Genomic DNA, 25,491 nt, shown 5'->3' on the forward strand with positions numbered 1-25,491 from the left:
GATCGAGCGGGACATTCGACGCCACAAGCTAGGCCGGTATAAATCTGTTTTGAAAACGGCAAACGCTGCGGGCGCTTGCCGTTTTTTTTATGTTTGGTGTCAGTATGATGAATTGGATCGTCGTCCCGGACGAGGCAATCATTGCGTTATTTTCGATCTTCACTAGAATGAAACGAAACCGAAGGAGCGATCTCCATGAGCGGCGGAGTCAGAAAGCCACGCAATACGCCAAGCATTGTGGCGGAGGCCGCCGGGCAGCAAGGCCGTCCGGCACGCAAACCGAGCGAGGTGATGTTGACTGTCGAGGCTGCGGCTGAGCTGATGCGGTGCAGCCGTCCCTATGTCGCCATGCTGATCGACAACAAGAAGTTCGCTGGCGCGTTGATTACCGCAGGAGGGCACTGTTTAGTGCCTGAGTCATCGGTGCGCGCGTGGATCAAGGAACGCGAGGCGGGGGGGCAGGAACCCGACTATCACGCGGTCGCCGAGGCGAATGGAATGTATGACATTCCGGAGACGGCATTTATCCAAGCAAATAAACGCCACCGCTCCTAAAAATGGCGGTCTGCCATCCGCTGTCGCCTGGTGGCGAGACGCATGTGCTGCTTGACGCAAACGTCTTACTACCGCCGCGCCTTTCCGACGTTTTGTTCGACTTGTGTCTGGAGGGATTGTTCTGGGCGCGGTGGAGCGCCGAAATCGAAGCCGAATTCTTGCGGAATTGGCCAAGGGTCGCTTTTGGTGCGCGCGCTGCCAAGTCGGGCCAACAGGCTGACGCCGAGGCAATCAAGGCTGGCAAACGCTTGCTTAGTTATAAGAGAGCTGTCCGAGGCCATGAAATTATCGGCTATCAAGCGTCATCGGTTCTAGCCAGGGTTCCAGCTGCGGTGAATGTCGCAGACCGGCATGTCGCTGCGGCCGCTTTGGTGTTGCGGGATTTAGTTCTGCAAGACAATGCTCATAATAGAGTCATCATTGTCTCCAACAATCTTAAGCATCTCGCAGTTGCCGACATGAGACGGTTAGATGTCCTTGTGGTCGCACCCGGAAAATTCATCGACAGCCTTACGCAAGCGAGTAGTGTCCGCGTTGGCTCGGCTCTGGAAAGATGCGTGAACAGTTTGAAAAATCCACGCTACACCCGAGCACGCCTGCTGGACGCGCTTCAGGTTCATGGCGCTTTGGCTACCGCACGACATTTCTCTTCCGTGTGGCGCCTAGAGCTTTGAAGCGGTTGTTACGCCAACGGGTTGCGGCGGCGGGCGAGGGCGCCCACCAGTGCCAGGCCGCCCAGCAGCATCGCGTAGGTCGCCGGCTCCGGCACCGCCGACACGGCCGTCAGGCTCCAGCGGCCTGCCGAGTAGTCGCCGTCGCCTTCGCCGTTGAACGGCAGGCCGGCGATATTGTAGTTGATGGCATCGGTGGCGCCGCCGTTGAACGCGCCGATGATAAAGCTCGAGGTCCAGTTGCCGGTGATGGGCGCGTCGAACGCCAGCAGCGAGGTGGCCAGGCCGTCGAACGAGATCCTGGCACCGCCCTGGACGAAGCCGCCGTCGGCGGCGTAGGCGTACAGGTTGCCGCTGTTCGGCATGGCGAAGCCGTTGACCGCGATCGCCAGCTTGCTGATGCCCTCGACCAGGTTGCCGTTGGCCGTGCCGTCGAAGCTGCCTGTGATGTGGGTGTTGTCGAGCATGGTGTACTCGAAGACGTAGCTGGCCGCTTGGGCGGCGGCGCTACTAGCGAGCAGCGCGGCGCAGGCAAGGACACGGATGGTTTTGTTCATTTTAGATTCCTGTTGGATAACTTTAATTGTCTCATAGACTATTAAGTTATACAAAAGAAAATTTCCCCACGCCGTTGTTTGCCGCATACGATCAAAGAAAAAGCCCCGGGCATCGCTGCGCGGGGCTTGTTGCGAACGGGGTGTCGGCTTAGTGCGCTGGCACGATGATCGCCGGTTTCACTTCGGTTTCAGCCACCACGGTCGAACCCGGGTTGTTCAGTTCCGCGTTCATCTTGTCGCGGTCCAGTTCTTTTTCCCAAGCCGAAACCACCACCGTCGCCACGCCGTTGCCGACGAAGTTGGTCAGCGCGCGGCATTCGCTCATGAAGCGGTCGATACCCAGGATCAGCGCCATGCCGGCCACCGGGATCGTCGGCACCACGGCCAGGGTCGCGGCCAGCGTGATGAAGCCGGCGCCGGTGATGCCGGAAGCGCCCTTGGAGGTCAGCATCGCCACGCCCAGGATGGTCAGTTCCTGCATCAGGGTCAGCTCGGTGTTGGTCGCCTGGGCAACGAACAGCGCGGCCATCGTCATGTAGATGTTGGTGCCGTCCAGGTTGAACGAGTAGCCGGTCGGGACCACCAGGCCGACCACCGGTTTGGCGCAACCGAGGCGCTCCAGTTTGGTCATCAGCGAAGGCAGGGCGCTTTCCGACGAGCTGGTGCCCAGCACGATCAGCAGTTCTTCCTTGATGTACTTGATGAACTTGAAGATCGAGAAGCCGGTGTAGCGGGCGATCACGCCCAGCACGACGAACACGAACAGGCCGCAGGTCAGGTAGAACGAACCCATCAGTTTTGCCAGCGGGATCAGCGAGGCCAGGCCGTATTTACCGATGGTGAAGGCCATCGCGCCGAACGCGCCGATCGGGGCGACCTTCATGATGATGTTGACGACGCCGAAGATGGCGTGCGAGAGCTCGTCGATCAGCTTGGTGATCGGACGGCCGCGCTCACCGAGCAGCGACAGCGAGAAGCCGAACAGGATGGCGATCAGCAGCACTTGCAGGATGTCGCCCTTGGCGAACGCGTCCACGAAGGTCTTCGGGATGATGTTCATCAGGAAGTCGGTGGTGGTCAGGCCTTCGGCGTGCGTGTATTGCGCGATCGACTTGGCGTCCAGGTGGGCCGGGTCAGCGTTGAAGCCGGCGCCCGGTTTGAGCACGTTGGCAACGACCAGGCCGATGGCCAGGGCGAAGGTGGAGACCACTTCGAAGTAGATCAGGGCCTTGCCGCCGACGCGGCCGATTTTCTTGACGTCTTGCATGCCGGCGATGCCGGAGACCACCGTACAGAAGATCACCGGGGCGATGATCATCTTGATCAGCTTGATGAAGCCGTCGCCCAGGGGTTTCATGGCGACCGCGTCGGCAGGCAGGAAGATGCCGAGCAGGATACCGCAGGCGATGGCGAACAACACCTGGATATATAGGATTTTATAGAATGGCTTTTTCACGGGGTCTCCTCGCGTTCGTTTGAGGAGTTCATGATGTCCCAACTGGAGAGTTATCACTATTGTGGAAACCCGCAAATCACTGGCTGTGATATCTGTTCCATATGAGGGATAACACGTAGGGCGGATTGGCGCGCAGCGCGTAATCGGCCATGCATGCGCAGCCGGCGGCTCATGCATGGCCGATTACGGCGTGCCGCCTAATCCGCCCTACGTGTCTCCCGTGTTCGCTTATTGTGCGACCCAGCCGCCGTCCATGTTCCAGGCCACGCCGCGCACCTGCTTGGCGGCGTCGCCGCACAGGAATACCGCCAGCGCGCCCAGCTCCTCCGGCGTGACGAACTCGCCCGACGGCTGCTTGTCGGCCAGCAGCGCCTTTTTCGCCTCGTCGTTGCTGATGCCGTCCTTGGCGGCGCGGGCGTCGACCTGCTTTTGCACCAGCGGCGTGAGCACGAAGCCGGGGCAGATGGCGTTGACCGTGACGCCGGTGCTGGCCGTCTCGAGCGCGCCGGCCTTGGTCAGGCCGATCAGGCCGTGCTTGGCCGCGACATAGGCCGACTTGCCGGCCGATGCCACCAGGCCGTGGGTCGAGGCCAGATTGATGATGCGGCCCCAGTTGTTGGCGCGCATGCGCGGCAGCACCAGGCGCGACGTGTGGAACGCCGACGTCAGGTTGATGGCGATGATGGCGTCCCATTTCTCGACCGGGAAATCCTCGATATTGGCGACATGCTGGATGCCGGCGTTGTTGACCAGCACGTCGACGCCGCCGAACTTGTCCCCGGCGAAGGCGATCATGCTTTCGATCTGGGCGGGCTTGGACATGTCGGCGTTGTGATAGGCGACCTGGACGCCGAATTCCTTGGCCAGGTCTTGCTGCAATTTGTCGATCTCGGCGGCGTCGCCGAAACCGTTCAGCAGCACGTTGGCGCCCTCGGCCGCCAGGGAGCGCGCGATGCCCAATCCGATGCCGGACGTGGAGCCGGTGACCAATGCTGTTTTGCCGCTCAAAGTCTTGTTTGTCATGGTGTCCTCTGCGGGGTTGGAGATAAAAGGCCTGCTGCGCTACACTTCGGTAGGATTTTAAGCGCAACGCCCGGTAAAATGGTATTTCAGAACATCATTACATAAAAACCATCAAGGAAGCCGCATGCTCGAAGCGAAAATAAAGTCCGTTCAGTGTCTGTCGTTGGCTGGCTTGCACCGGATGGCATATAAGGAATGGGGCGACGCCGGCAACCCGAACGTGCTGGTCTGCGTGCACGGCGTGACCCGCGTCTCCGACGATTTCGACAGCATGGCGCGCGCGCTGGCGTCCGACTACCGCGTGATCTGCCCGGACGTGGTCGGCCGGGGGCGCTCCGACTGGCTCGGGAACCCGCAGCTGTACCGCATTCCCCAATATGTCAGCGACATGGTGACGTTGCTGGCAAGTGTGTTGGACCAGGGGCCGGCGCAAAAGATCGATTGGTTCGGCACCTCGATGGGCGGCCTGATCGGCCTGGGCCTGGCCTCGCTGCCGGACAATCCGATCCGCAAGCTGGTGCTCAACGACATCGGCCCGGTGCTGGCGCCCGTGGCGCTGCAGCGCATCGGCGACTACATCGGCCAGGACCTGCGCTTCGACACCTTTGAGGATGGCGCCAAATTCGTCCGCGACGTTTCGGCGTCGTTCGGCGAGCACACCGAGCAGGAATGGCATAAACTGGCCACCGATGTCCTGCGCCAGGATAAGGACGGCAAGTGGGTGCGGCATTACGATATGGGGTTGTCCTTGCCGTTCCGCTCGGCCACGCCGGAGTCGGCAGGCGCCGACGAGGCGATGCTGTGGGCCGCCTACGACGCCATCACTTGTCCGACCCTGCTGGTGCGCGGCGCCGATTCCGATCTGCTCACGCGCGAGACGGCGGCCATGATGACCCAACGCGGTCCGAAAGCCACCCTGGTGGAAATCCCGAACGTCGGCCACGCGCCGACCTTCATCCACGACGATCAGATCGCGATCGCCCGGAAATTCCTGCTCGGCTGACAAGGCGGGGCGAGTTTGAACTAAACAAGTGAATCACTAGAACAAAGTTAGAGAAGAAAAAGTATGGAAATCAAACGACTGCATGTAGGCAAACGACTGTCCGAAGTGGCGATTCACAACGGCACCGTCTATCTGGCGGGCCAGATCGCCGAAGAAACCAGTCTCGACATCAAGGGTCAAACCCGCGAAGTGCTCGGTCACATCGACCGCCTGCTGGCCGAATCGGGCAGCGACAAGACCTGCATCCTGAGCTGCCAGATCTATATCGCCGACATGGCCGATTTCGACGGCATGAACGAAGAGTACGACGCCTGGGTGCCAAGCGGCCACACGCCGCCGCGCGCCACGGTCCAAGCCAAGCTGGCCAATCCGGAAGTGCTGGTCGAGATCGTCGTCGTCGCCGCGCAGCGTTAGGAACATCATGGTTTCAATCACCGCCCTTACCAGCGCCACGTCGGAACAACTGGTGCAGGGGCTCACGCCAGACGACAGCGCGCGCATGCTGTCGGCGCTCGACTTCGCCAGCGCCGCGTACGGCGACCTGGTCAGCACCAGCGGCCAGTCGGCGCTGGACTTCTCGATCGGCGTGGCCGGCACCTTGTCGTTCATGCGCACCGACGTCGAGACCCGCATCGCCGGGCTGATGTTCGAGCTGACCTTGCTCGACACCACGCAGGCGGCGGTGATCGAACCGCGTTTCGGCCAGGAGGTCGGCGACCTGGTGGCCGGCGTGCGCCAGCTGATACGCCTGCGCGAATTGACGCAGGCGCCGGGTGGCCATGGCGGCGTGGCGCCGGTGGCGGTGGGGCGGGGCCGCAACGCCGCGCAGATGGCGGTGGCGCAGGTCGAAACCCTGCGCAAGATGCTGCTGGCGATGGCCTCCGACATGCGCGTGGTGCTGGTGCGGCTGGCCTCGTGCGTGACGACCTTGCGCTACTTCGCCGACATCAAGCTGTTCAACGACATGACGTGCGCCTACGGCCGCGAAACGCTCGATTTGTACGCGCCGCTGGCCAACCGGTTGGGGATCTGGCAACTGAAATGGGAGCTGGAGGATTTGTCGTTCCGCTTCATCGAGCCGGAGGCGTACAAGCGCATCGCCAAGATGCTCGAAGAAAAGCGCATGATGCGCGAAGGGTTCGTCACCAACGCCATCGCGCGGCTGCAATCGGAGATGGCGGCGGCCGGCATCCAGGCCGAGGTGTTCGGCCGGCCCAAGCACATCTACTCCATCTGGAGCAAGATGAAGGGCAAGGAGCTCGACTTCACCGACCTGTACGACGTGCGCGCCTTCCGCGTGATCGTCGCCGACGTCAAGACCTGCTACACGGTGCTGGGCGTGGTGCACAACATCTGGACGCCGATCCCGAAGGAGTTCGACGACTACATCTCCCGTCCGAAGCCGAACGGCTACCAGTCGCTGCACACGGTGGTGACGGCCGAGGACGGCCGGCCGCTGGAAGTGCAGATCCGCACGCAAGAGATGCACAGCTTCGCCGAATACGGCGTGGCCGCGCACTGGCGCTACAAGGAGGAGGGCGGCTCCAACTTCGCCGGGCAAAAGTACGACGAAAAGATCGCCTGGCTGCGCCAGCTGCTGGCGTGGAAAACCGACGTCGCCGACGCGGTCGTCGGGCAGGAGGAGCAGCAGCGCGAATGGGTGGAGAAGCTCAAGTCGGCCGCGCTGGACGACCGCATCTTCGTGCTCACGCCGCAGGCGCGGGTGCTGGAGTTGCCGGTCGGCGCCACGCCGGTCGACTTCGCCTATCACCTGCACAGCGATGTCGGCCACCGCTGCCGTGGCGCGCGCGTCGACGGCGTCATGGTGCCGCTGAACACGCCGCTGAAGAACGGCCAGACCTGCGAAATCATCACCGCCAAGGGCGCGCCGGGCACGGCCGGTCCATCGCGCGACTGGCTCAGCGACGAATACACGGTCGCCACCCGCACGCGGTCGAAGATCCGCGCCTGGTTCCACGCCATCGACATGCAGGAAACCTTGTCGCACGGGCGCGCGATGGTGGAAAAATCGCTGCAGCGCGAAGGCAAGACGGCGGTCAACCTGGAAGCGCTGGCCAACAAGCTGGGCTTCGCCAAGGTCGATGACCTGTTCCTGTCGGTGGGCAAGGATGAATTCAGCCTGCGCCACGTCGAGCACGCGCTGCACGACACCGGCGAGCCGGTCGAGCCGGAGGATGCGGTCGTCCTGGGCAAGAGCAAGGCGTCGAGCGTGGACCAGGGCGCCAAGTCAGGCGTGCTGGTGGTCGGCACCGACGGCTTGATGACGCAGCTGGCCAAGTGTTGCAAGCCGGCGCCGCCGGACGGCATCGTCGGCTTCGTCACGCGCGGCAAGGGCGTCTCGATCCACCGCACAACGTGCAAGAACTTCGCCGAAATGCGCGCCAAGGCGCCGGAGCGGGTGATCGTCACCGAATGGGGGCGCGCGGTCTCGGACACGGTCTACCCGGTCGACATCTTCATCCTGGCGGGCGACCGCCAGGGCCTGCTGCGCGACATCTCCGAAATCTTCTCGCGTGAAAAGATCAACGTCATCGGCGTCAACACGCAAAGCGCCAAAGGCTACGCGCGCATGACGTTCACGGCCGAAATTGGCGCCACGGCGCAGCTGCAAAAAGCGCTCAACGCCATCGCCGAGGTCAGCGGCGTGCAGGAAGCCCGCCGCGCCTAAAGGCAACGAGGTTAGGCGGCCTCGGCTTTGATGGCGGATTGGACCGCCGGGCGCTCTCCAACGCGGGCGTGGTAGGCGCTTATTGCCGGCCATTGCCGCAGGTCGATGTCGAAGAAGCCGAACCAGCCCAGCACCGTGTACAAGTACGCGTCCGCTACGCTGAAGGCCGCTCCCAGTAGATAGTCGTTCCGCCGCAGCGCGGTCTCCAGCAGCGCGACGCGGCGGTGAAGCTTATCGATGAAGATGCTTCGCACTTCGCCCGGCAACGCCGCGTTGAATAACGGCGCGACGCCGGCGTGGATCTCGCTGGTGATGAAGTTGAGCCATTCCTGCATGCGCAAGCGCTCCCAACTGCCCTGCGGCGGCGCCAACCCCGCCGAGGGTTTCAAATCCGCCAGATATTGCACAATCACGGCGCCTTCCGTCAGCACCTCTCCATTGTCCAGTTCCAGCGCGGCGACATAGCCCTTCGGGTTGATGTCGCGGAAATCGCGGCCGTCGGATGTCTGTTTGGTCTTGTTGTCCACCCGGATCAGTTCACACGGCAAACCCAGTTCTTCGAGCACGATGTGTGGTGACAGCGAGCATGTGTTGGAGGCGAAATACAGCTTCATGGTGGTCCCGTTCAAGTTGAATGTGCTTGCCAGCATAGATAGCCCTCCATTTCCTGTAAAATTAATACTTCAGTAACCAGGTATTAGGTTTTCTACTGATGATGAATTTGACGCACTGGCGCCTGCTGGCCGCTGTCGCGGACATGCGCAATATCTCCCATGCGGCTGAGGCGGTTGGCATTACCCAATCCGGCGCCAGCCAGGCGATCGCGCAGATGGAAGCCGCGCTCGGCGCCAAGTTGTTTGCGCGTGAGCGGCGCGACGTCGCGCCCACCGCTTTCGGCGAGCAGGTGATGCGGCACGCGCGCGCCATGCTGGCCGAGCTGGACGCCATCCGCGCGCTCTCCGCCACCGCGCAGGGACTGCATGCCGGCCGCATCCGGCTGGCGAGCTTTCCGTCGGTGCTGGCGACGGTGCTGCCGAAGATGGTCGGCGCGTTTCGACGGCGCCACCCAGGGATAGAACTGGTGGCGCTGGAAGGCACCGACGAGGAAGTGGAGCAATGGCTGGCCGACGACACCATCGAACTTGGCGTGGTGCTCAATCCGGCGCCCGGACGGCAGGCCGTTATCATCGGCCGCGATGCCTGGGTCGCCATCGTGCCCGCCAACCACCGGCTGGGACGCCGCGCCAGCGCGCAGGGCGTTGCCTTGAGCGAGCTGGTCGCGGAACCTTTTATTCTGGCGACCGGCGGCTGCTCGGTCAACGGCCTCAGTCTCGCGGCCCAGGCCGGGTTGGTTTTGACCGATATCCGCGTCACCGTGCGCGACCTGGGTAGCGCTGCGGTACTGGTGAGGGAGGGAATGGGGGTGGCGATAGTGCCGGAGTCGGCGCTGCCGGCGGACCGTCAAGGCTTGCGCGTGATGCAGTTGCAGCCGCCAGCGTATCGCGAATTCGGCCTGGTCAGTTCGCAGACTGGCCGGGCGTCCGGCGTGGTGCGGGCGTTTTTGGCGGAGTTGGACATGGGTGAATTACGTTGACATGTCGATCTGCTCGCATTCTCCTCACATCGGCGGGATGCGCGAGGCGTGCGACGACACCAGCAGCCAACTGTCGCCGTCCCATTGCCATACGCGGGTAATGCGCTCGCGCTCGGTCCACGGCGCGCCGTCGCGGGTTCCTGTTTGCACGCTGACGCTGTTGATGATCGCCATGTCGCCGTAGAACCTGGTGCTCGACCCCTCGTTGAGGATGGCGTTGCTCAGCCGCGGGCGCGCCGCGAGATACATCAGATAATCGAGCTTGCGCTGTATCCTGCCATCCGTGTTGATGAGTACGAAGTCCTCCGCCATCAGCTGGGCAAGTTGCTCGGTCCGCGCTTGCTGGCGCAAGGTGTTCCACGCATCGTCGACGACCGCCAGCGTCTCCCGCTGCGCCTCGGCCGCCGTAACTGGCAACGATAAGCCCAACGTCATGGCGAGCCACACCGCAAACAGGCCGCAGCGCATCACTTGTTTTCCAAACCCTCCGGCCATCATGCCTGGATGATCCCGGTCACGCGCGCGGCGATGGTTTCGGCCAGCAAATGGATGTGGTAGCCGTCGACAAAGCCGTGGTGCGCCTGCACCGAGAACGGCACCGTCATCTTGCCGTTGTCGGCGTCGCTGAATCTTCCCCACGCCAGCGAGGGGATGTCGTAGCCGCCGTGCCGGTAGATCGGGTGTTCGATCGACGTCAGCTTAAACCACGGCATGCAGGTGATGTGGACGTTGTTCTTTTGCTCGCGCTCGGACTGTTCCTTGGCGGAGTTGATCATCTCGGTACTGGCCTCGGCGATGGCCTTCGCTTCCAGGCTGCGGGCGACGAACTCCGGCAAGTCGGACGACATCGCGAAACAGGCAAAGTTGAGATTCTTGTCCTTGTTGAGCACGGTGTACGACGCCCAGAACTCCTCGATCTTGATCACTTCGCCGTCATGGATGCGGTACATGAAGTTGTCGATCTCCTTGATTGAATTGAGTATGCAATACAGGAAGAAGTGGAATGGCGGCAGCTTGTGCTCCTTGCAGTAAGGCCGGAAGTCGGGCAAGGGCATTTCGAAGCTGACGTTGACGAGCGGCTTTTCAAACGCGGCGAACAGGTTGTAGCGGTCGCGGCGTTTTTCAAAATTGTGCATGGCTGATTCTAAATGTTGGCGGGGAGTTTTCGGGTCATTGTATCGCGTTGATTGTGCTAATCAAAATGGCCTTGAGGATGTTTTCCGAGCGCAATTGTCCATAAGCCTTGCCATACGCGCTGGACGTGACGACCACCACCATGTCTAACGACGGCACGAGATAGAGTTTGTTGCCGCCGTTGCCAGAGGCGAACTGAACGGGAATCCGCTGCGCGCCGATCGGCTGCGTTTTGGTGTACCAGAAATAGCCGTAGTGGTCGGCGTAGCGGTCTGTCGCGCCGATATCGACACGCGGCGCCAGCATGGCGTCGATCCAGCCTGCGCCAATGACCCTGCGTCCCTGATGGATGCCTTTGTCCAGCACCATCTGACCGATGCGCGCCACGTCGCGCGTGCGCAACGACAGGTTGCCTTGGCCTTTTGTGTGGCCCGCCGCGTCGCGCTCCCACTGCCAGCGGGTGATGCCCAACGGCGCGAACAACGCCCCGCGCGCGAAATTTTCCATTGTCATGCCGGTGGCGTGCTCGACTGTTACGCCCGCGATGTAGGCCGTCACCGAGTTGTAGCGGTACCGGGTGCCGGGCGTGGCCTGCCTCGGCACGGCCAGCGCGAAGGCGGCTGGATCGGCGGCTTCGTCCATCTTGTCCTCGTTGCCCGGCGAGGCCGCGTCGGCATCGTAGGCATCCAGGCCCGATCGCATCGTCAGAACGTTGTCCAGCGTGACGTCGCCGATGGCGGTGCCCTCGCTCGCGGGCCAGTATCGCTGGATCTGCGTATCGGCGCCGGCGATGCTGGCGCGGTCGATAGCGGCCCCGACCAGCAGCGCGGTGATGCTTTTGCCGGCCGAACGAATATCGTGCAGCGTGTCGGCGGTTTCGCCGTTGTAGTAGCGCTCGGCGATGATGGCGCCGTGGCGCATCACCAGCACACTGCGCAGGTCCGGGTGTTCGTCCCGGTCCCATTGCGACAACACGCTGGCCAACGGTTCCGCGGCGGACGCGGCTTGCATCATGGTCGCGCCGGCCAACAGCGCGACGCACAGGCGAGTGCTCATTGTCATTCGATTTCCTTGAGTGGATGGCGACGCCCGAGTATGGCGCCGTTCGCGCTATTCGGATTGTATCGGCGAAACATTTTGCCTGGACCGCCATTCGCCCGGCGTCATGCCAAAAGCGTTGCGGAAGCTGTGCGTCAAATGCGCCTGGTCGACGAAGCCGGCCGCGCAGGCCGCATCGGCCAGCGAAGCGGTGGTGGCGCCGATGGCCGCCGCCGCACGTTCGAGGCGCCGGCCACGCAGATAGTCGCCAGGTGTGCAATGCAGATAGCGACGGAACACGCGCGCCAGATGGACCGGGTGCACGCCGGTGTAGGCCGCCACCTCGGCCACGGTGAGGTTGGGGGCGTCACTGGTGAAGATCATTTCAAAGGCGACCTTGAGCCACCCCGGTGCCTGCCGCGCGGACAAGCTTTCGTCGGAGGTCGGCGGGCTGCAGGCTGCAACCAGCTGCTGGGCGCTGCCCTCCAACTGAAGCTGCGTCAGGCCGCGCTGGTGGAAGTCGGCGGCGATGCGTTTCGCCGTCAGCAGGGCATCGGGATCGATCACTGTTGTCGCATAGCCGTAGCCACAGGTATCGATGCCGCCTGACACCGCCAGGAACGTGCCGCGTCCGCCGAGGAATCGATCGCGATGGGTGGTGCCGGCGGGATTGAAAACGAGTAGCGGGTTGCTTGAGACGGTGGGTGCGTGCTTTGCTGATGACATATACCCGCCGGACAGCACGAGCACGAAGTGGGCCTCCTCGTGCATATGCGTTTGGACTTCCTCTTCGGGCGGATTGGCAGCCAGCAGATGGAAGCTGAAGCCGGCGGTTTCGCGCTCCGGTGCGCCGTGTCCCCAAAACTCGCGGCGCTGCCGACGGATGATCATCGCGCGGGCTGCTAGCGCAACTGCGGCGCGACTTCGGCCTGCAAGGTGATGTGGTCGATGCCGTGGCGGTCGAGCAGCATGGCCTTGATCGCGTGCAGGATGTCGGGCCAGCGCTCCAGGTCGACGATCTCGACGTGGCCGATTAGCGCCGGCTCGCCCGGCGACATGTCCCACACGTGCAAGTCGTGCACCGAGCAGACGCCGTCGATCTTTTCGAGGTCGGCGCCGACTTTCAGGTAGTCGATCGGTTCGGGCACGCCGCCCATCAGGAAGTGGTAGGACTCGCGCAGCACGCCGACGGTCGATTTTAAAATCAGCAGCGCGACGAAGATCGATAGCAGCGGATCGATCATCATCCAGCCGGTGTAATAGATGACGGCGCCGGCGACCAGCGCGGCCACCGATCCCAGCAAGTCGCCCATGACGTTGACCAGCGCGGCGCGCGTATTCATGTTGCTGTCGCCGCGCGACAACATATATGCCAGCACGATATTGATGACGAGGCCGATGGTGGCGACGATGAACACGGTCGCGCCGTGCACCTGCTCGGGATGCGCAAACCGCTGCGCCGCCTCGAACACGATCCAGCCGACCAGTACCAGCAGCACCAGGCTGTTGACGAACGCTGCCAGCGCCTCGGCGCGGCCGAAGCCGAACGAGTGGCGCGCCGACGGTGGCCGTTTGGCGACCAGTTGCGCCAGCAACGCCAGGCCCAGCGCGGCGGCGTCGGTGACCATGTGGCCGGCGTCGGAAATCAGCGCGAGCGAGTTGGACATAAAGCCTGTAATCACCTCGACCACAGCGAAGCCCAGGGTCAACGCCAGCGACCACGCCAGCACCGATTGGCTGCGCTGCAAAGTGAAGTGCGCGTGCTTGGCGTCGCCGTCACGGTGTTCGTGCAGATGGGCGGAGGGCGAGGCGGTCGCCTCCGGACTAGCATTGATGCGGGTTTCAGCTTGCATAAGGTTTGTCGATGACGACGACTTAGTGACGAATAACCACAGTTTAAAGGATGCCGTCCGGCGCGTCTTGCGCCGTCATAGTGCGTTTTGTAAATGTTTCCTATGAATACCCTTGTTTTTCTCCGAATCGCTCTCTATAATGCTGGTCTTCGGGCGGTTAGTTCAGCTGGTTAGAATACTTGGTCGACATCCAAGGGGTCGCAGATTCGAATTCTGCACCGCCCACCAGATTACGTAGTGCCGTAGTAAAAGCGCAGTAAAAAGCGGTAAAATAGAAGTAGAGAAGTACAACGGGCGGTTAGTTCAGCTGGTTAGAATACTTGGTCGACATCCAAGGGGTCGCAGATTCGAATTCTGCACCGCCCACCAGAACATATGTAAGAGCGAGAAAGGCAATCCGGTTATGACACCGCGAACTACTACCAAGCTTTGGGAGTGACGCTAGTCGATCGGGATTCTTTTGCTCAAAAAAAGAGAAAACGCGGCTAGCCCGCGTTTTTTTTCGTCCGCGTTTTTATTATTCACGCTTTAACGTTGTTACTACACCGGCCTCGCGCCGACAGGAGATCACTATGCTTTCAGTCCGCCTTCCAGATGGTTCTGCCCGTGAATTCGACGGCCCAGTCACCGTGGCTCAAGTGGCGACCAGCATTGCCACCAGCCTGGGCAAGGCCGCGCTGGCCGGCAAGGTCGATGGCAAGGTGGTGGATACCTCTTTCCTGATCGAGAAAGATGCCGATCTGGCCATCATCACCGACAAAGATCCGGAAGGCCTCGATGTGATCCGTCACTCGACCGCCCACTTGCTGGCCTACGCCGTCAAGGAATTGTTCCCGGACGCGCAAGTGACCATCGGCCCGGTCATCGAGAACGGCTTCTACTATGACTTCTCGTACAAGCGTCCGTTCACGCCTGACGATCTGGTCGCGATCGAGAAGAAAATGACCGAGCTGGCCAAGAAGGATGAGCCGGTCACCCGCAAGGTGCTGCCGCGTGACGAGGCCGTGGCGTACTTCAAGTCGATCGGCGAAGAATATAAAGCCGAGATCATCTCGTCGATTCCGGCCGACCAGGACGTGTCGCTGTACTCGGAAGGCAAGTTCACCGACTTGTGCCGTGGCCCGCACGTGCCGTCGACCGGCAAGCTCAAAGTGTTCAAGCTGATGAAGCTGGCCGGCGCCTACTGGCGCGGCGACAGCAAGAACGAAATGCTGCAGCGTGTCTACGGCACCGCCTGGGCCAAGAAGGAAGATCAAGAACAATACCTGTTCCAGCTGGAAGAGGCGGAAAAGCGCGACCACAGGAAGCTCGGAAAGCAATTGGACTTCTTCCACTTCCAGGACGAGGCGCCGGGCCTGGTGTTCTGGCATCCGAAGGGCTGGACCATCTGGCAGCAGGTTGAGCAGTACATGCGCAACAAGTACCAGGTCAACGGCTACCAGGAGGTGAAGGCGCCGCAGATCCTCGATTCCAGCCTGTGGGGCAAGACCGGCCACTGGGACAACTACCGCGAAAACATGTTCGTGACGGAGTCGGAAAACCGTTCCTACGCGCTCAAGCCGATGAACTGCCCGGGCCACGTGCAGATCTTCAACAGCAATATGCGCAGCTACCGCGACCTGCCGCTGCGCTACGGCGAGTTCGGCCAGTGCCACCGCAACGAGCCGTCCGGCGCGCTGCACGGCATCATGCGCGTGCGCGGCTTCACCCAGGACGACGGCCATATCTTCTGTACCGAAGAACAGATCGAGCCGGAAGTGGTGTCCTTCCACACGCAGGCGATGGAAGTCTACAAGGACTTCGATTTCCACAACATCGACGTCAAGCTGGCGCTGCGTCCGGACAACCGCATCGGCACCGACGAAGTCTGGGACGAGGCCGAGGACGCGCTGCGTTCCGGCCTGCGCGCCTGCGGCGTGACCTGGACCGAGTTGCCGGGCGAGGGCGCGTTCTACGGTCCGAAGATCGAGTACCACTTGAAGGATTCGCTGGGCCGCCCATGGCAGGTCGGTACGATGCAGGTCGACTTCTTCATGCCGGAGCGTCTGGGCGCCGAATATGTCGCGGCCGACAACACCCGCCAGGTGCCGGTCATGCTGCACCGGGCCATCGTCGGCTCGATGGAGCGCTTCATCGGCATCCTGATCGAGAACTACGCCGGCGCCTTGCCGACGTGGCTTGCGCCTGTGCAAGTATCGGTGCTGAACATCTCCGACGCGCAGGCCGATTATGTGGCCCAGGTGACGGAAAAGCTGCGCCGCAGCGGGTTCCGCGTGCAGAGCGATTTGCGCAACGAGAAAATAACCTATAAAATACGTGAACATTCCGTCCAAAAACTGCCTTACATCCTTGTAATCGGCGATAAAGAGCGGGATGCCAACACCGTGGCCGTGCGGGCGCGGGGCAATGTCGATTTGGGCGTCATGTCCGTCGATGCCCTGATCGAGCGACTCCAGCAAGACGTCGCCAATAAAGCCTGATCGCACTGGCCTTACCATTAGATTTTAAAAGGAATCACCATAGCTACTGACAAGTCGCATCGCATCAACGGCGAAATCACTGCCCCTGAAATGCGTTTAAGTGGGGTCGAGAACGAGCCGCTCGGTATCGTCACTTTGGCCGAAGCCTTCCGCCTGGCGGAAGAGGCCAACGTCGACCTGGTCGAGATCGCGCCAACGGCGGTACCGCCGGTTTGCCGTTTGATGGACTACGGCAAATTCAAGTATTCGGAGCAGAAAAAGGCTCACGAAGCTAAATTGAAACAGAAAATCATCGCCGTGAAGGAAGTCAAATTCCGTCCGGGTACCGATGACGGTGACTACAATATCAAGCTGCGTAACCTCATCAAGTTCCTCGATGAAGGCGACAAAACCAAGATCACGCTGCGTTTCCGCGGCCGTGAGATGGCGCACCAGGATATCGGTTTCCGCATGCTGGAACGCTTGAAGGCCGATCTGGAGCCGTACGGCCAGGTCGAGCAGTTCCCGAAGATGGAAGGCCGCCAGATGATCATGGTGTTGTCTCCTAAGAAGAAAAAGTAACACCCAGACCCGCACGGCGATCCGTCGCCGGGGTCGTACCCCGCTGGGTACGACCCCTCCGGTCTGAGGGTTAAAGAAGGGCGCCGTCGAGGCGCCCTTTTTATTTGGTGCAGATTTGCCGCAACTGGTCTATAATTGCCGGCTGTTGTAAATGTAGTGGACTCGCATCTGCTGCAAAAACAAGTGAAAGCAGGCATCTAAGTGTGACGTCGTGTCACCACCTGCAATCCTGTTTGATATGGAGCTACCCAAGAGGGTAGATTGCTATGCCAAAAATGAAAACCAAAAGCTCCGCGAAGAAACGTTTTCGCGTGCGTCCAGGTGGTACTGTTAAGAGTGGTCACGCGTTCAAACGCCACATTCTGACCAAGAAAACCACCAAGTCGAAGCGCCAATTGCGCGGTATCACGAACGTCGATGCGTCGGACGTGAAATCCGTTCTGCGCATGATGCCAACCGCTTAATCTCACACTCAATTTAAGGAGTTACTATGCCTAGAGTAAAACGTGGGGTTACAGCTCGTGCCCGTCATAAAAAAGTCTTAAACTTGGCCAAAGGTTACCGTGGTCGTCGCAGCAAGGTTTACCGTGTTGCCAAGCAAGCAGTTATGCGCGCTGGCCAATACGCCTACCGCGACCGTCGTAACAAGAAGCGCGTCTTCCGCCGCCTGTGGATCGCTCGTATCAACGCCGCTTCCCGTGAGCATGGCGTGACGTACAGCGTCTTCATGAACGGTCTGAAAAAAGCTTCGATCGAACTGGACCGTAAGGTTCTGGCCGATATGGCAGTGATGGACAAGCCGGCCTTCGCCGCGATTGTCAACGCTGTGAAAGCAAAAATCGCTGCGTAAGCATTGATTGTTGATCGCTGGCCCTTCACCGGGCCGGTGGTGGGAACGGGGCAAAGGTCTAGACCTGTGCCCCGTTTTTGATTGAGGATAAGAAAAACGCATGGACTCCCTGGAACAACTCGTCGCCTCAGCAGTGCAGGATTTCACGGCCGCGCAAGATGACGCCGCCGCGCTGGAAAATGCCAAAGCCAAATATCTGGGCAAGACCGGCCAGATCACCGAATTGATGAAGGGTTTGGGCAAGCTCGACCCCGAGGCACGCAAGGCGCAGGGCGCCCTGATCAACGCCGCCAAGGGGCAAATTGAAGCGGCCTTGACGGCCCGGCGCGACGCGCTGGCCGACGCCCAGATGCAAACCCGTTTGAACGCCGAGGCCATCGATGTCTCGCTGCCTGGCCGCGGACGCGCCGGCGGCGGCCTGCATCCGGTCATGCGCACCTGGGAGCGCGTGGAGGAAATCTTCCGCTCGATCGGTTTCGATGTGGCCGACGGCCCCGAGATCGAAAACGACTGGACCAACTTTACCGCGTTGAACAGCCCGGAGAACCATCCGGCCCGTTCGATGCAGGACACCTTCTACATCGAAGGCAACGACAGCGAAGGCAAGCCGCTGCTGCTGCGCACGCACACTAGCCCGATGCAGGTGCGCTACGCCCGCAGCCATACGCCGCCGATCAAGGTGATCGCGCCGGGCCGCACCTACCGCGTCGACAGCGACGCCACGCACTCGCCGATGTTCCACCAGGTCGAGGGCCTGTGGATCGCCGAGAACATCAGCTTCGCCGACCTCAAGGGCGTGTACCTGAACTTCGTCAAGGCCTTCTTCGAGACCGACGACCTGCAGGTGCGTTTCCGTCCGTCGTATTTCCCGTTCACCGAACCGTCGGCCGAGATCGATATCGCCTTCGGCTCCGGACCGCTGAAGGGCCGCTGGCTGGAGATTTCCGGCTCGGGCCAGGTGCATCCGTCGGTGGTGCGCAACTTCGGCCTGGACCCGGAAAAGTACATCGGCTTCGCGTTCGGCTCCGGCCTCGAGCGCCTGACGATGCTGCGCTACGGCGTCAGCGACCTGCGCCTGTTCTACGAAGGCGACCTGCGTTTCCTGAAGCAGTTCAACTAACGCTTCGGCTCACGCGGTTCAGTACATACACGCGGTCGAGCGCGGCTTTGCAGTAAGGCTTGCGCTCCCGCTGGACACTCTTTGAAGGCTTGATTATGCAATTCTCCGAAAACTGGCTCCGTACCATGGTCGATCCGAAGATGACTTCGGACGAACTGGCCCACCTGCTGACGATGTCCGGCCTGGAAGTGGAAGAAGTCGAACCCGTCGCGCCGCCGTTCTCCAACGTGGTCGTCGGTCTGGTGCGCGAAATGGCCAAGCATCCGAACGCGGACCGCCTGAACGTGTGCCAGGTCGACGTCGGCACCGGCACCTTGCTCAACATCGTCTGCGGCGCGCCGAACGTGCGCCCGGGCCTGAAGGTCGTCTGCGCCATGGCCGGCGCCGTGCTGCCGCCGGGCGCCGACGGCAAACCGTTTGAAATCAAGGTCGGCCAGCTGCGCGGCGTCGAGTCGCAGGGCATGCTGTGCTCCGCCAAGGAACTGAAATTGTCGGAAGAGGGCAGCGGCCTGCTGGAACTGCCGGACGACGCGCCGGTCGGCAAGAACTTCCGCGACTACTACGCGCTCAACGACCTCAAGTTCACCATCAAGCTGACCCCGAACAAGGCGGACTGCCTGTCGGTGCTGGGCGTGGCGCGCGAAGTGTCGGCGCTGACCGGCGTCGCGCTGCACGCGCCGCAGTTCCGTAACGCCGCCGTCAACAGCGACGAAGTGCTGCCGGTGAAAATCTCGGCCCCGGACCTGTGCGGCCGTTTCTCCGGCCGCGTGATCCGCAACCTGAACGCCAAGGCCGCCACGCCGGACTGGATGAAGCAGCGCCTCGAGCGCAGCGGCCAGCGCTCGGTGTCGGCGCTGGTAGACATTTCCAACTACGTCATGCTGGAACTGGGCCGTCCGACCCACGTGTTCGACCTGGCCAAGATCCACGGCGGCCTCGACGTCCGCTGGGGCAAGGCCGGCGAAACCTTGAAGCTGTTGAACGGTAACACCGTCAACATCGACGAGTGGGTCGGCGTGATCGCCGACGACAAGGAAATCGAATCGCTGGCCGGCATCATGGGCGGCGACGCCACTGCCGTCTCGCTGGAGACCGAGTCGATCTACCTGGAGGCGGCGTTCTGGTGGCCGAACGCCATCCAGGGCCGCGCCCGCAAATACAACTTCTCGACCGACGCGGCGCACCGCTTCGAGCGCGGCGTCGACTACGCCACCACGGTCGAGCACATCGAGCGCATCACCTCGTTGCTGATCGAAATCTGCGGCACGGCGGCGACCCAGGTCGGTCCGGTCGACGACCAGATCGTCAACATCCCGCAACGCGAACCGGTCAAGATGCGCACCGCGCGCGCGCAGAAAGTCATCGGCGTGGCGCTGGACGACAAGACCGTGGCCGACATCTTCACCCGCCTGGCGCTGCCGTTTACGCTGGAAGACGGCGTCTTTTCGGTCACGTCGCCGAGCTACCGCTTCGACATCGAAATCGAGGAAGACCTGATCGAGGAAGTCGCGCGCGTCTACGGCTTCGAGAACATTCCGACCGTGGCCCCGGTGGCCGCCAACACGATGATCATCGCGCCGGAAAACACCCGCTCGCTGTTCGCCGTGCGCCACCAGCTGGCCGACCTGGGCTTCCAGGAAGTGGTCAACATGAGCTTTGTGGAAGCGGCCTGGGAGCAGGACTTCGGCGGCAACACGAATCCGATTAAGTTGCAAAACCCGATCGCCAGCCAGATGAGCGTGATGCGCTCGACCCTGGTCGGCAGCCTGGTCGCCAACGTGCGCTACAACCTGAACCGCAAGACCAACCGCGTGCGCGTGTTCGAAGTCGGCGCCATCTACCAGCGCGACGACAGCGTGCCGGACGGTCCGCTGACGGTGGCCGGCTATAACCAGCCGAAACGGGTCGCCGCGATCGCCTACGGCACCGTGGCGGACGAGCAGTGGGGCCAGGAAAGCCGTGCGGTCGACTTCTTCGACCTGAAGGCGGACTTGGAGCACTTGTTCGCGCCGCTGCAGTTGCGCTTCGTCAAGGCCGAACATCCGGCGCTGCACCCCGGCCGCTCGGCGCAGGTGCTGCTCGACGGCAAGGTCATCGGCTTTATCGGTGAGCTGCATCCGCGCTGGATGCAGAAGTACGAGCTGCCGCAAGCGCCGGTCGTGTTCGAGGTGGATGCTGTTGCTTTGCAGCAACGATCCGTGCCAGAATATGCCGAGATCTCCAAGTTCCCCCGCGCCACGCGCGATCTGGCTGTCGTCGTCAAGCAAGACGTGCCGGCGCAGGATTTGTTGGACGCATTTAATTCTGCCGTGCAAGCAAGTCCGCAAGGAAAGATCGTGCAAGCCATTGTTTTGTTTGATGAATATCGTGGAAAAGGTTTGGAGCAGGACGAAAAATCGCTTGCTTTCCGCTTTAGCTTGCAAGATACTCAAAACACGCTGCAGGACGATGTTGTAGAGGCTGTCATGGCCGCGGCAGGCGATGCGGCCAAGCAAAAACAAGGCGCCCGTCTGCGCACTTGATGCGCCGCCAAGTCCGCTCGGCGAACACGCGCGCTTTCTTTTTTTGATCATTCGGGAGTCCGGCATCAGGCCGGACTCATTCGTTCTTTGATAAGGCAGGGCAGGAAAATTAATAACAACGACGTTGATTCCGCCGTACTCCAATCCGCATTGGCTGCCGATTTGCATCGCGCCATGCAGGTCGCCAAGGTACGCCAGGATGCGGAAAAAGATTTGCCCACGCTGACCAAGGCGGAGCTGGCCGAACTGCTGTTCGAACAGGTCGGTCTGAACAAGCGCGAGGCCAAGGACATGGTGGAGACCTTCTTCGACGAGATCCGCAACGCGCTCGAGCGTGGCGAGGCCGTCAAGCTGTCCGGGTTCGGCAACTTCCAGCTGCGCGACAAGCCGCAGCGGCCCGGCCGCAACCCCAAGACCGGCGAGGAAATCCCGATCACGGCGCGCCGCGTCGTGACCTTCCATGCGAGCCAAAAACTCAAGGGCATGGTCGAAGAGACCAATCCGATGGCGCGTGCCGCCTGAGTGGGAGCTGAGAAGTGATGAACGATCGTCTCGCCAAGTCCGAACTGGTCGTCCTGCCGCCGATACCGGCCAAGCGCTATTTCACCATCGGTGAGGTCAGCGAGCTGTGCGGCGTTAAGCCGCATGTGCTGCGTTACTGGGAACAGGAATTCACCCAGCTCAAGCCCGTCAAACGGCGGGGCAACCGCCGCTATTACCAGCACCACGAGGTGCTGTTGATACGCCGCATCCGCGAATTGTTGTACGAGCAAGGCTTCACCATCAGCGGGGCGCGCAATAAACTCGACAGCCGTGCTTACGATGGCGCGGCGGCGGAGTATGATGGCGGTTCCGGCGAGGAGGCGCAGGCCGTTCCCGCTCCGTTGGACCGCGAAATGATACGCAGCGAACTGCTTTCCATCCTGAGTCTGCTCCAGCAAGACTAGTGCGCGCACCGCTGCACAAGGGGTGGCAAGAAGCTAATTCCTGATATACTTTCAATATTATTCATTTATCAGCGACGCTGATATACACGGTGGCGTGAAGTCCGGCGTGCCTGCGGGTGCGAGCCGGACAAGACGAGGGGAAACAATGATACGCGTTGCCATTTGTGACGACCATCAGATAGTAAGAGCAGGATTTAAACAGATTTTTTCGGCGTCGGACGATTTCGACGTGGTCGCGGAAGCCGGTACGGGGCGTGAAGCGCTCGATATCGCTCGCCGTGAGATTTGCGATGTGTTGCTGCTCGACATCGCCATGCCGGATCAAAGCGGCATTGATACCTTGCGCACGATACGCCAGGGGCAGCCCGATCTGCCGGTGCTGATCCTGTCCGGGTATCCGGCCCAGCAATACGCGCTGAACCTGTTCAAAATGGGCGCCAACGGCTATCTGAACAAGGAGTGCGAGGCCGATGAGCTGATCACCGCCGTGCGCACCGTGTACCAGGGCCGCCGCTATGTCAGCTCGACCGTCGGCGAACTGCTGGCGCAAAGCTTCGACCGCGATCCCAATACGGCGCTGCACACCGAGCTGTCCGACCGCGAGTTCCAGGTGTTCCTGCGGCTGGCGCGCGGCGCCACGGTGTCCGATATCGGCGTGGCGTTGTCTTTAAGCATCAAAACCGTCAGCACCTACCGCACCCGCATCATGGAAAAAATGGGGATGCAGTCGAACAGCGATTTAACATATTACGCAATGAAAAATAACTTGCTGGACTGAAATTTTGCAAGCCGGTCTCGTCCTGAGACCACTTGCTTAATGGATACAGTTGCGCACTCTTGGGGTGCGCAGCTGCTGCATCTATTTCCCTAACGGACTATAATTAGCCAGCCTGGCGTGTTGCCGGCCGTCATAACCCGCGAAGGAAGTGGATGTATTTCACCGTCGAAACAGCGCCGCACCATCGCTTGCCGCTGTACAAGACCGTCTTGTGCGTGACCTGCGCCTTGTTGCTGATCGTGAACGGCTTCAGCCTGTTTTACAATTTGCAGGCCCTGCGCGGCGCGCAAGTGCTGCTGGGACAGAGCGCGCGTGTGGCCGACCGCCTGCAATACCTCAACGTCCTGGTGCTCGATGCCGAAAGCAGCATGCGCGGCTATTTCCTGTCCGGCAGCGACGCCTATCTGGGGCCCACCCGCACCGCGCTGGTCGACAGCGAACACGAATTCAAGGAACTGCAAAAGCTGCTGGCCGATAATCCGACCCAGCTCAAGAATCTGACCCAGTTGCAAACCCTGGTGCGCCGCCGACTGACCACCGTCAGCCAGGCGATCGACGTCTACCGCGAAGGCGGGCTGGAGGAGATCGTCAAGATCGCCAAACTAAGCGACGGGCGCGGCAGCATGGACGAGATCCGCCTGCAGGTCGTCATCATGGAGCAGGAACAGAACGAGACCATGGCCACGCGCAGCGCCATGTTCTATCAGGAATATCAAAAAGCGGTGTTGCTCGGCATGAGTATCAACGCCGTCGCCATCGTCGTGCTGATCATGTTCTACCAGCTGGTGCGGCGCAGCTTCGCCAACCGGGCCCAGGTCGAGCACGCGCTGCAGGCAGCCAATGAAACATTGGAAACGCAGGTAGAGCAGCGGACGGAGCAGCTATCCGTGCTGTCGCGCCACCTGATCAGCATCAGCGAGGAGGAGAAGGTCAGGCTATCGCGCGAGCTGCACGACGAGATGGGCGCCTTCCTGACGTCGATCAGCATGGACATCGCGGCCGTCACGCAGCAGTTGCAGAAGAACCAGCCCGAGATGGCCGCCCAGCTCAAGCGCGCGCGCGGCACCCTGATGGAGGCGGTGGAAATGAAGCGCCGCATCGTCGAGAATCTGCGCCCCAGCCTGCTGGACAACCTGGGCTTGTGCGCCGCCATCGAAAGCTATTGCGACGAATTCAGCCGCATGGCGCAGGTGCGCTGCGATTGCGACGTCGCCGCCGACATCGAGGCGCTGGGCCGCGACTCCGGCGACCTGTCGATCGCCTTGTTCCGCATCGTGCAGGAATCGCTGACCAATATCCGCAAGTACGCCAAGGCCAGCCGCGTATCGGTGACCTTGAACCGCAATCAGGAAGCGCTGATGCTGCGCATTATCGATGATGGTATCGGCATCGACTCGAACAATATCGTCAAGCCGATGTCGCACGGGCTGCTGGGCATGCGCGAACGCGCCTTGCTGCTGGGCGGGACGATGACGATACGCCGGGGACGCAACGATACGGGGACCTGCATCGAAGTGGCCATTCCGCTGCGTAAGAGCGATGGCGGGAAGGGTGCAGGAGATCAGCCGGCGCCGGCGCCGGGACAAGAGCGCCGCATGCAGCCGCAAACGGTGGGGGCGATGATGGCGGCGCCAGCGCCGGCACCTTTGCCGCCGCTGCCGGCCTCCATCACCGATGTGCTTAACAGCGCGCTACATCAACCAGCAGACGATCATACTCGGTCTTCGCAACCTTATAGCACTCACCCGCATAATCCTCCAAGCCTGAGCGATCAAGCACGGTGATGTTGCCGCGGCGGTAGGTGATCAAGCCTTCGTCCTGCAGCTTGCCGGCGGCGGCGGTGATGCTCTCGCGGCGCACGCCCAGCATGATCGAAATCATTTCCTGCGTTACTTTCAGTTCGTTCGATGGCGAGCGGTCCAGACGGTCCAGCAGCCAGCGGCACAGCTTTTGTTCGATCGAGCTGTGGCGCCCGCCGACGGCGTTTTGCGCCATCTGCGCGAACAGCGCGGTGTTGTAGCGCATCAGCAGCGCGGGCAGGGCGCCGCCCTGGTTGAAGGCGTCGCGCAGGTGCTGGGCCTTCATGCGGTAACCGTAACCGGCGGCCTGCACCACGGCGCTGCACATGGCGCGCTCGCCGTCGAACAAGGACACGCCGACCACGCCTTCATGGCCGACCACGGCGATCTCGGTGGTGGCGCCGTCTTCCATCACATACAGCAGCGAGACGATGGCGGTGGTGGGGAAATGGACGTAATCCATCGCGCCGCCGAATTCAAATAGTTCTTTGCCAAAGGGCAGGGTGACGAGTTCGAGGTGTTCGAACAAGGATTCGAGCACGTCACGTGGAAGCGCGGCCAGCAGTTCGTTTTGCTGGGTGCCGCTGTAGCTGACAACAGGCCGCGACGCAACCTTAAACTCTTTTGAATCGACCGCCATGGTGCCGGATGCGGTGGATTTTTTGGTTGCGTTGACTTGGGTGTTGTTCATATTTTTCCTCACTAATCTCTGGCTATACAAATCACGTCGGGGGTTATCTGACGTGCTGGTAGCACTTTATGGGGAATGTTAGTTTGCGAACATAAGAGGAGTGGACGCACAAATGTAGGCTTGCAACATGGTTGGCTGTAGGTCTACTCCTACACAGCGGCTATGTTTCT

General features: G+C 61.4%; 26 protein-coding genes and 2 tRNA genes. 18 read left to right on the forward strand and 10 right to left on the reverse strand.

What is annotated here, in order from left to right; genetic code table 11:
- Positions 1-195 precede the first annotated feature (195 nt).
- Positions 196-555, forward strand: a complete 360-nt coding sequence (locus tag MRBLMU1_RS02515) for a helix-turn-helix domain-containing protein (RefSeq protein WP_363496559.1) — start codon at positions 196-198, stop codon at positions 553-555.
- 2 nt (positions 556-557) lie between these two features.
- Complete coding sequence (locus MRBLMU1_RS02520; RefSeq protein ID WP_363496562.1) at positions 558-1,229, forward strand: hypothetical protein; 672 nt, start codon at positions 558-560, stop codon at positions 1,227-1,229.
- Positions 1,230-1,237: 8 nt separating this feature from the next.
- On the opposite strand, the gene MRBLMU1_RS02525 is transcribed toward MRBLMU1_RS02520, so the two are convergent.
- The 3 genes from MRBLMU1_RS02525 to MRBLMU1_RS02535 all read right to left on the reverse strand — a co-directional run bounded on the left by MRBLMU1_RS02525 (position 1,238) and on the right by MRBLMU1_RS02535 (position 4,262).
- Positions 1,238-1,783: a PEPxxWA-CTERM sorting domain-containing protein gene (locus MRBLMU1_RS02525; RefSeq protein ID WP_363496565.1), complete on the reverse strand. Its 546-nt coding sequence runs from the start codon at positions 1,781-1,783 to the stop codon at positions 1,238-1,240.
- Between the two features lie 148 nt (positions 1,784-1,931).
- Entirely contained in the window at positions 1,932-3,239 is a 1,308-nt protein-coding gene (locus MRBLMU1_RS02530; RefSeq protein ID WP_363496568.1) for a dicarboxylate/amino acid:cation symporter, read from the reverse strand.
- 228 nt (positions 3,240-3,467) lie between these two features.
- Positions 3,468-4,262 (reverse strand): 3-hydroxybutyrate dehydrogenase, encoded by a 795-nt coding sequence (locus tag MRBLMU1_RS02535; RefSeq protein ID WP_363496571.1) that lies wholly within the window; start codon positions 4,260-4,262, stop codon positions 3,468-3,470.
- 124 nt (positions 4,263-4,386) lie between these two features.
- Here MRBLMU1_RS02535 and MRBLMU1_RS02540 point away from each other — a divergent pair, with 124 nt between their 5' ends.
- The 3 genes from MRBLMU1_RS02540 (at position 4,387) to MRBLMU1_RS02550 (ending at position 7,954) form a co-directional block, all read left to right on the forward strand.
- On the forward strand, positions 4,387-5,265 hold the full coding sequence (locus MRBLMU1_RS02540) for an alpha/beta fold hydrolase (RefSeq protein ID WP_363496574.1): 879 nt from the start codon (positions 4,387-4,389) through the stop codon (positions 5,263-5,265).
- 63 nt (positions 5,266-5,328) lie between these two features.
- Entirely contained in the window at positions 5,329-5,679 is a 351-nt protein-coding gene (locus MRBLMU1_RS02545) for a RidA family protein (protein WP_363496577.1), read from the forward strand.
- A 7-nt stretch (positions 5,680-5,686) separates the two neighbouring features.
- Positions 5,687-7,954, forward strand: coding sequence for a RelA/SpoT family protein (locus tag MRBLMU1_RS02550; protein ID WP_363496580.1), 2,268 nt, complete (start codon positions 5,687-5,689; stop codon positions 7,952-7,954).
- 11 nt (positions 7,955-7,965) lie between these two features.
- Here MRBLMU1_RS02550 and gstA read toward each other — a convergent pair whose 3' ends face one another.
- Entirely contained in the window at positions 7,966-8,568 is a 603-nt protein-coding gene (gene gstA, locus MRBLMU1_RS02555) for a glutathione transferase GstA (protein ID WP_363497182.1), read from the reverse strand.
- 98 nt (positions 8,569-8,666) lie between these two features.
- On the opposite strand from gstA, the gene MRBLMU1_RS02560 reads away from it, so the two are divergent.
- Positions 8,667-9,548, forward strand: coding sequence for a LysR family transcriptional regulator (locus tag MRBLMU1_RS02560; protein WP_363496583.1), 882 nt, complete (start codon positions 8,667-8,669; stop codon positions 9,546-9,548).
- A gap of 24 nt (positions 9,549-9,572) precedes the next feature.
- On the opposite strand, the gene MRBLMU1_RS02565 is transcribed toward MRBLMU1_RS02560, so the two are convergent.
- Genes MRBLMU1_RS02565 through MRBLMU1_RS02585 form a run of 5 tightly spaced genes read right to left on the reverse strand, consistent with a single transcriptional unit; the run spans position 9,573 to position 13,573 of the window.
- Positions 9,573-9,983, reverse strand: coding sequence for a nuclear transport factor 2 family protein (locus tag MRBLMU1_RS02565; RefSeq protein ID WP_363496586.1), 411 nt, complete (start codon positions 9,981-9,983; stop codon positions 9,573-9,575).
- Positions 9,984-10,042: 59 nt separating this feature from the next.
- On the reverse strand, positions 10,043-10,684 hold the full coding sequence (locus MRBLMU1_RS02570) for a CatA-like O-acetyltransferase (protein ID WP_363496588.1): 642 nt from the start codon (positions 10,682-10,684) through the stop codon (positions 10,043-10,045).
- 34 nt (positions 10,685-10,718) lie between these two features.
- Positions 10,719-11,744: a serine hydrolase domain-containing protein gene (locus MRBLMU1_RS02575; RefSeq protein WP_363496591.1), complete on the reverse strand. Its 1,026-nt coding sequence runs from the start codon at positions 11,742-11,744 to the stop codon at positions 10,719-10,721.
- 48 nt (positions 11,745-11,792) lie between these two features.
- Positions 11,793-12,611 (reverse strand): helix-turn-helix transcriptional regulator, encoded by an 819-nt coding sequence (locus MRBLMU1_RS02580; RefSeq protein WP_363496594.1) that lies wholly within the window; start codon positions 12,609-12,611, stop codon positions 11,793-11,795.
- A gap of 11 nt (positions 12,612-12,622) precedes the next feature.
- Positions 12,623-13,573, reverse strand: a complete 951-nt coding sequence (locus tag MRBLMU1_RS02585; protein WP_363496598.1) for a cation diffusion facilitator family transporter — start codon at positions 13,571-13,573, stop codon at positions 12,623-12,625.
- Positions 13,574-13,724: 151 nt separating this feature from the next.
- Between MRBLMU1_RS02585 and MRBLMU1_RS02590 the strand changes: the two genes are divergently transcribed.
- From MRBLMU1_RS02590 to MRBLMU1_RS02645, 12 genes are all read left to right on the forward strand, one after another.
- Positions 13,725-13,801 (forward strand) — tRNA-Val (locus MRBLMU1_RS02590).
- A gap of 64 nt (positions 13,802-13,865) precedes the next feature.
- A tRNA-Val gene (locus tag MRBLMU1_RS02595) sits at positions 13,866-13,942 on the forward strand.
- Positions 13,943-14,145: 203 nt separating this feature from the next.
- Entirely contained in the window at positions 14,146-16,053 is a 1,908-nt protein-coding gene (gene thrS / locus MRBLMU1_RS02600) for a threonine--tRNA ligase (RefSeq protein ID WP_363496601.1), read from the forward strand.
- A gap of 21 nt (positions 16,054-16,074) precedes the next feature.
- Entirely contained in the window at positions 16,075-16,614 is a 540-nt protein-coding gene (gene infC / locus MRBLMU1_RS02605) for a translation initiation factor IF-3 (protein WP_255372374.1), read from the forward strand.
- 266 nt (positions 16,615-16,880) lie between these two features.
- Entirely contained in the window at positions 16,881-17,078 is a 198-nt protein-coding gene (rpmI, locus tag MRBLMU1_RS02610) for a 50S ribosomal protein L35 (RefSeq protein ID WP_363496604.1), read from the forward strand.
- A 26-nt stretch (positions 17,079-17,104) separates the two neighbouring features.
- The gene (rplT, locus tag MRBLMU1_RS02615; RefSeq protein ID WP_090313948.1) at positions 17,105-17,464 is read left to right on the forward strand and encodes a 50S ribosomal protein L20; all 360 of its coding nucleotides are present in this window, start codon (positions 17,105-17,107) and stop codon (positions 17,462-17,464) included.
- A 100-nt stretch (positions 17,465-17,564) separates the two neighbouring features.
- On the forward strand, positions 17,565-18,584 hold the full coding sequence (gene pheS, locus MRBLMU1_RS02620; RefSeq protein ID WP_090313947.1) for a phenylalanine--tRNA ligase subunit alpha: 1,020 nt from the start codon (positions 17,565-17,567) through the stop codon (positions 18,582-18,584).
- Between the two features lie 95 nt (positions 18,585-18,679).
- Complete coding sequence (gene pheT / locus MRBLMU1_RS02625) at positions 18,680-21,106, forward strand: phenylalanine--tRNA ligase subunit beta (RefSeq protein WP_363496609.1); 2,427 nt, start codon at positions 18,680-18,682, stop codon at positions 21,104-21,106.
- A gap of 174 nt (positions 21,107-21,280) precedes the next feature.
- Positions 21,281-21,628, forward strand: coding sequence for an integration host factor subunit alpha (locus MRBLMU1_RS02630; RefSeq protein ID WP_008449399.1), 348 nt, complete (start codon positions 21,281-21,283; stop codon positions 21,626-21,628).
- Between the two features lie 17 nt (positions 21,629-21,645).
- A complete protein-coding gene (locus MRBLMU1_RS02635; protein ID WP_209714172.1) occupies positions 21,646-22,053 on the forward strand; it encodes a MerR family transcriptional regulator in 408 nt (135 codons plus the stop codon).
- Between the two features lie 145 nt (positions 22,054-22,198).
- Positions 22,199-22,831 (forward strand): response regulator, encoded by a 633-nt coding sequence (locus MRBLMU1_RS02640; protein WP_090313944.1) that lies wholly within the window; start codon positions 22,199-22,201, stop codon positions 22,829-22,831.
- Between the two features lie 152 nt (positions 22,832-22,983).
- Positions 22,984-24,615, forward strand: a complete 1,632-nt coding sequence (locus tag MRBLMU1_RS02645; protein WP_363496614.1) for a CHASE3 domain-containing protein — start codon at positions 22,984-22,986, stop codon at positions 24,613-24,615.
- Here MRBLMU1_RS02645 and MRBLMU1_RS02650 read toward each other — a convergent pair.
- Positions 24,512-25,321, reverse strand: coding sequence for a Crp/Fnr family transcriptional regulator (locus MRBLMU1_RS02650; protein WP_363496617.1), 810 nt, complete (start codon positions 25,319-25,321; stop codon positions 24,512-24,514). The genes MRBLMU1_RS02645 and MRBLMU1_RS02650 overlap by 104 nt on opposite strands.
- Between the last annotated feature and the right edge of the window lie 170 nt (positions 25,322-25,491).

It is taken from the genome of Burkholderia sp. LMU1-1-1.1 (assembly GCF_040675865.1).
In the GTDB taxonomy this organism is placed as follows: domain Bacteria; phylum Pseudomonadota; class Gammaproteobacteria; order Burkholderiales; family Burkholderiaceae_D; genus Rugamonas.

Bases quoted from the DNA above. Each gene is read 5' to 3' on its own strand.
- MRBLMU1_RS02515 (WP_363496559.1), top strand. From the start codon at position 196: ATGAGCGGCGGAGTCAGAAAGCCACGCAATACGCCAAGCATTGTGGCG.
- MRBLMU1_RS02520 (WP_363496562.1), top strand. From the start codon at position 558: ATGGCGGTCTGCCATCCGCTGTCGCCTGGTGGCGAGACGCATGTGCTG.
- MRBLMU1_RS02525 (WP_363496565.1), bottom strand. From the start codon at position 1,783: ATGAACAAAACCATCCGTGTCCTTGCCTGCGCCGCGCTGCTCGCTAGT.
- MRBLMU1_RS02535 (WP_363496571.1), bottom strand. From the start codon at position 4,262: ATGACAAACAAGACTTTGAGCGGCAAAACAGCATTGGTCACCGGCTCC.
- MRBLMU1_RS02540 (WP_363496574.1), top strand. From the start codon at position 4,387: ATGCTCGAAGCGAAAATAAAGTCCGTTCAGTGTCTGTCGTTGGCTGGC.
- MRBLMU1_RS02545 (WP_363496577.1), top strand. From the start codon at position 5,329: ATGGAAATCAAACGACTGCATGTAGGCAAACGACTGTCCGAAGTGGCG.
- MRBLMU1_RS02550 (WP_363496580.1), top strand. From the start codon at position 5,687: ATGGTTTCAATCACCGCCCTTACCAGCGCCACGTCGGAACAACTGGTG.
- gstA (WP_363497182.1), bottom strand. From the start codon at position 8,568: ATGAAGCTGTATTTCGCCTCCAACACATGCTCGCTGTCACCACACATC.
- MRBLMU1_RS02560 (WP_363496583.1), top strand. From the start codon at position 8,667: ATGATGAATTTGACGCACTGGCGCCTGCTGGCCGCTGTCGCGGACATG.
- MRBLMU1_RS02565 (WP_363496586.1), bottom strand. From the start codon at position 9,983: ATGACGTTGGGCTTATCGTTGCCAGTTACGGCGGCCGAGGCGCAGCGG.
- MRBLMU1_RS02570 (WP_363496588.1), bottom strand. From the start codon at position 10,684: ATGCACAATTTTGAAAAACGCCGCGACCGCTACAACCTGTTCGCCGCG.
- MRBLMU1_RS02575 (WP_363496591.1), bottom strand. From the start codon at position 11,744: ATGACAATGAGCACTCGCCTGTGCGTCGCGCTGTTGGCCGGCGCGACC.
- MRBLMU1_RS02580 (WP_363496594.1), bottom strand. From the start codon at position 12,611: ATGATCATCCGTCGGCAGCGCCGCGAGTTTTGGGGACACGGCGCACCG.
- MRBLMU1_RS02585 (WP_363496598.1), bottom strand. From the start codon at position 13,573: ATGCAAGCTGAAACCCGCATCAATGCTAGTCCGGAGGCGACCGCCTCG.
- thrS (WP_363496601.1), top strand. From the start codon at position 14,146: ATGCTTTCAGTCCGCCTTCCAGATGGTTCTGCCCGTGAATTCGACGGC.
- rpmI (WP_363496604.1), top strand. From the start codon at position 16,881: ATGCCAAAAATGAAAACCAAAAGCTCCGCGAAGAAACGTTTTCGCGTG.
- rplT (WP_090313948.1), top strand. From the start codon at position 17,105: ATGCCTAGAGTAAAACGTGGGGTTACAGCTCGTGCCCGTCATAAAAAA.
- pheS (WP_090313947.1), top strand. From the start codon at position 17,565: ATGGACTCCCTGGAACAACTCGTCGCCTCAGCAGTGCAGGATTTCACG.
- pheT (WP_363496609.1), top strand. From the start codon at position 18,680: ATGCAATTCTCCGAAAACTGGCTCCGTACCATGGTCGATCCGAAGATG.
- MRBLMU1_RS02630 (WP_008449399.1), top strand. From the start codon at position 21,281: ATGCAGGTCGCCAAGGTACGCCAGGATGCGGAAAAAGATTTGCCCACG.
- MRBLMU1_RS02635 (WP_209714172.1), top strand. From the start codon at position 21,646: ATGAACGATCGTCTCGCCAAGTCCGAACTGGTCGTCCTGCCGCCGATA.
- MRBLMU1_RS02640 (WP_090313944.1), top strand. From the start codon at position 22,199: ATGATACGCGTTGCCATTTGTGACGACCATCAGATAGTAAGAGCAGGA.
- MRBLMU1_RS02645 (WP_363496614.1), top strand. From the start codon at position 22,984: ATGTATTTCACCGTCGAAACAGCGCCGCACCATCGCTTGCCGCTGTAC.
- MRBLMU1_RS02650 (WP_363496617.1), bottom strand. From the start codon at position 25,321: ATGAACAACACCCAAGTCAACGCAACCAAAAAATCCACCGCATCCGGC.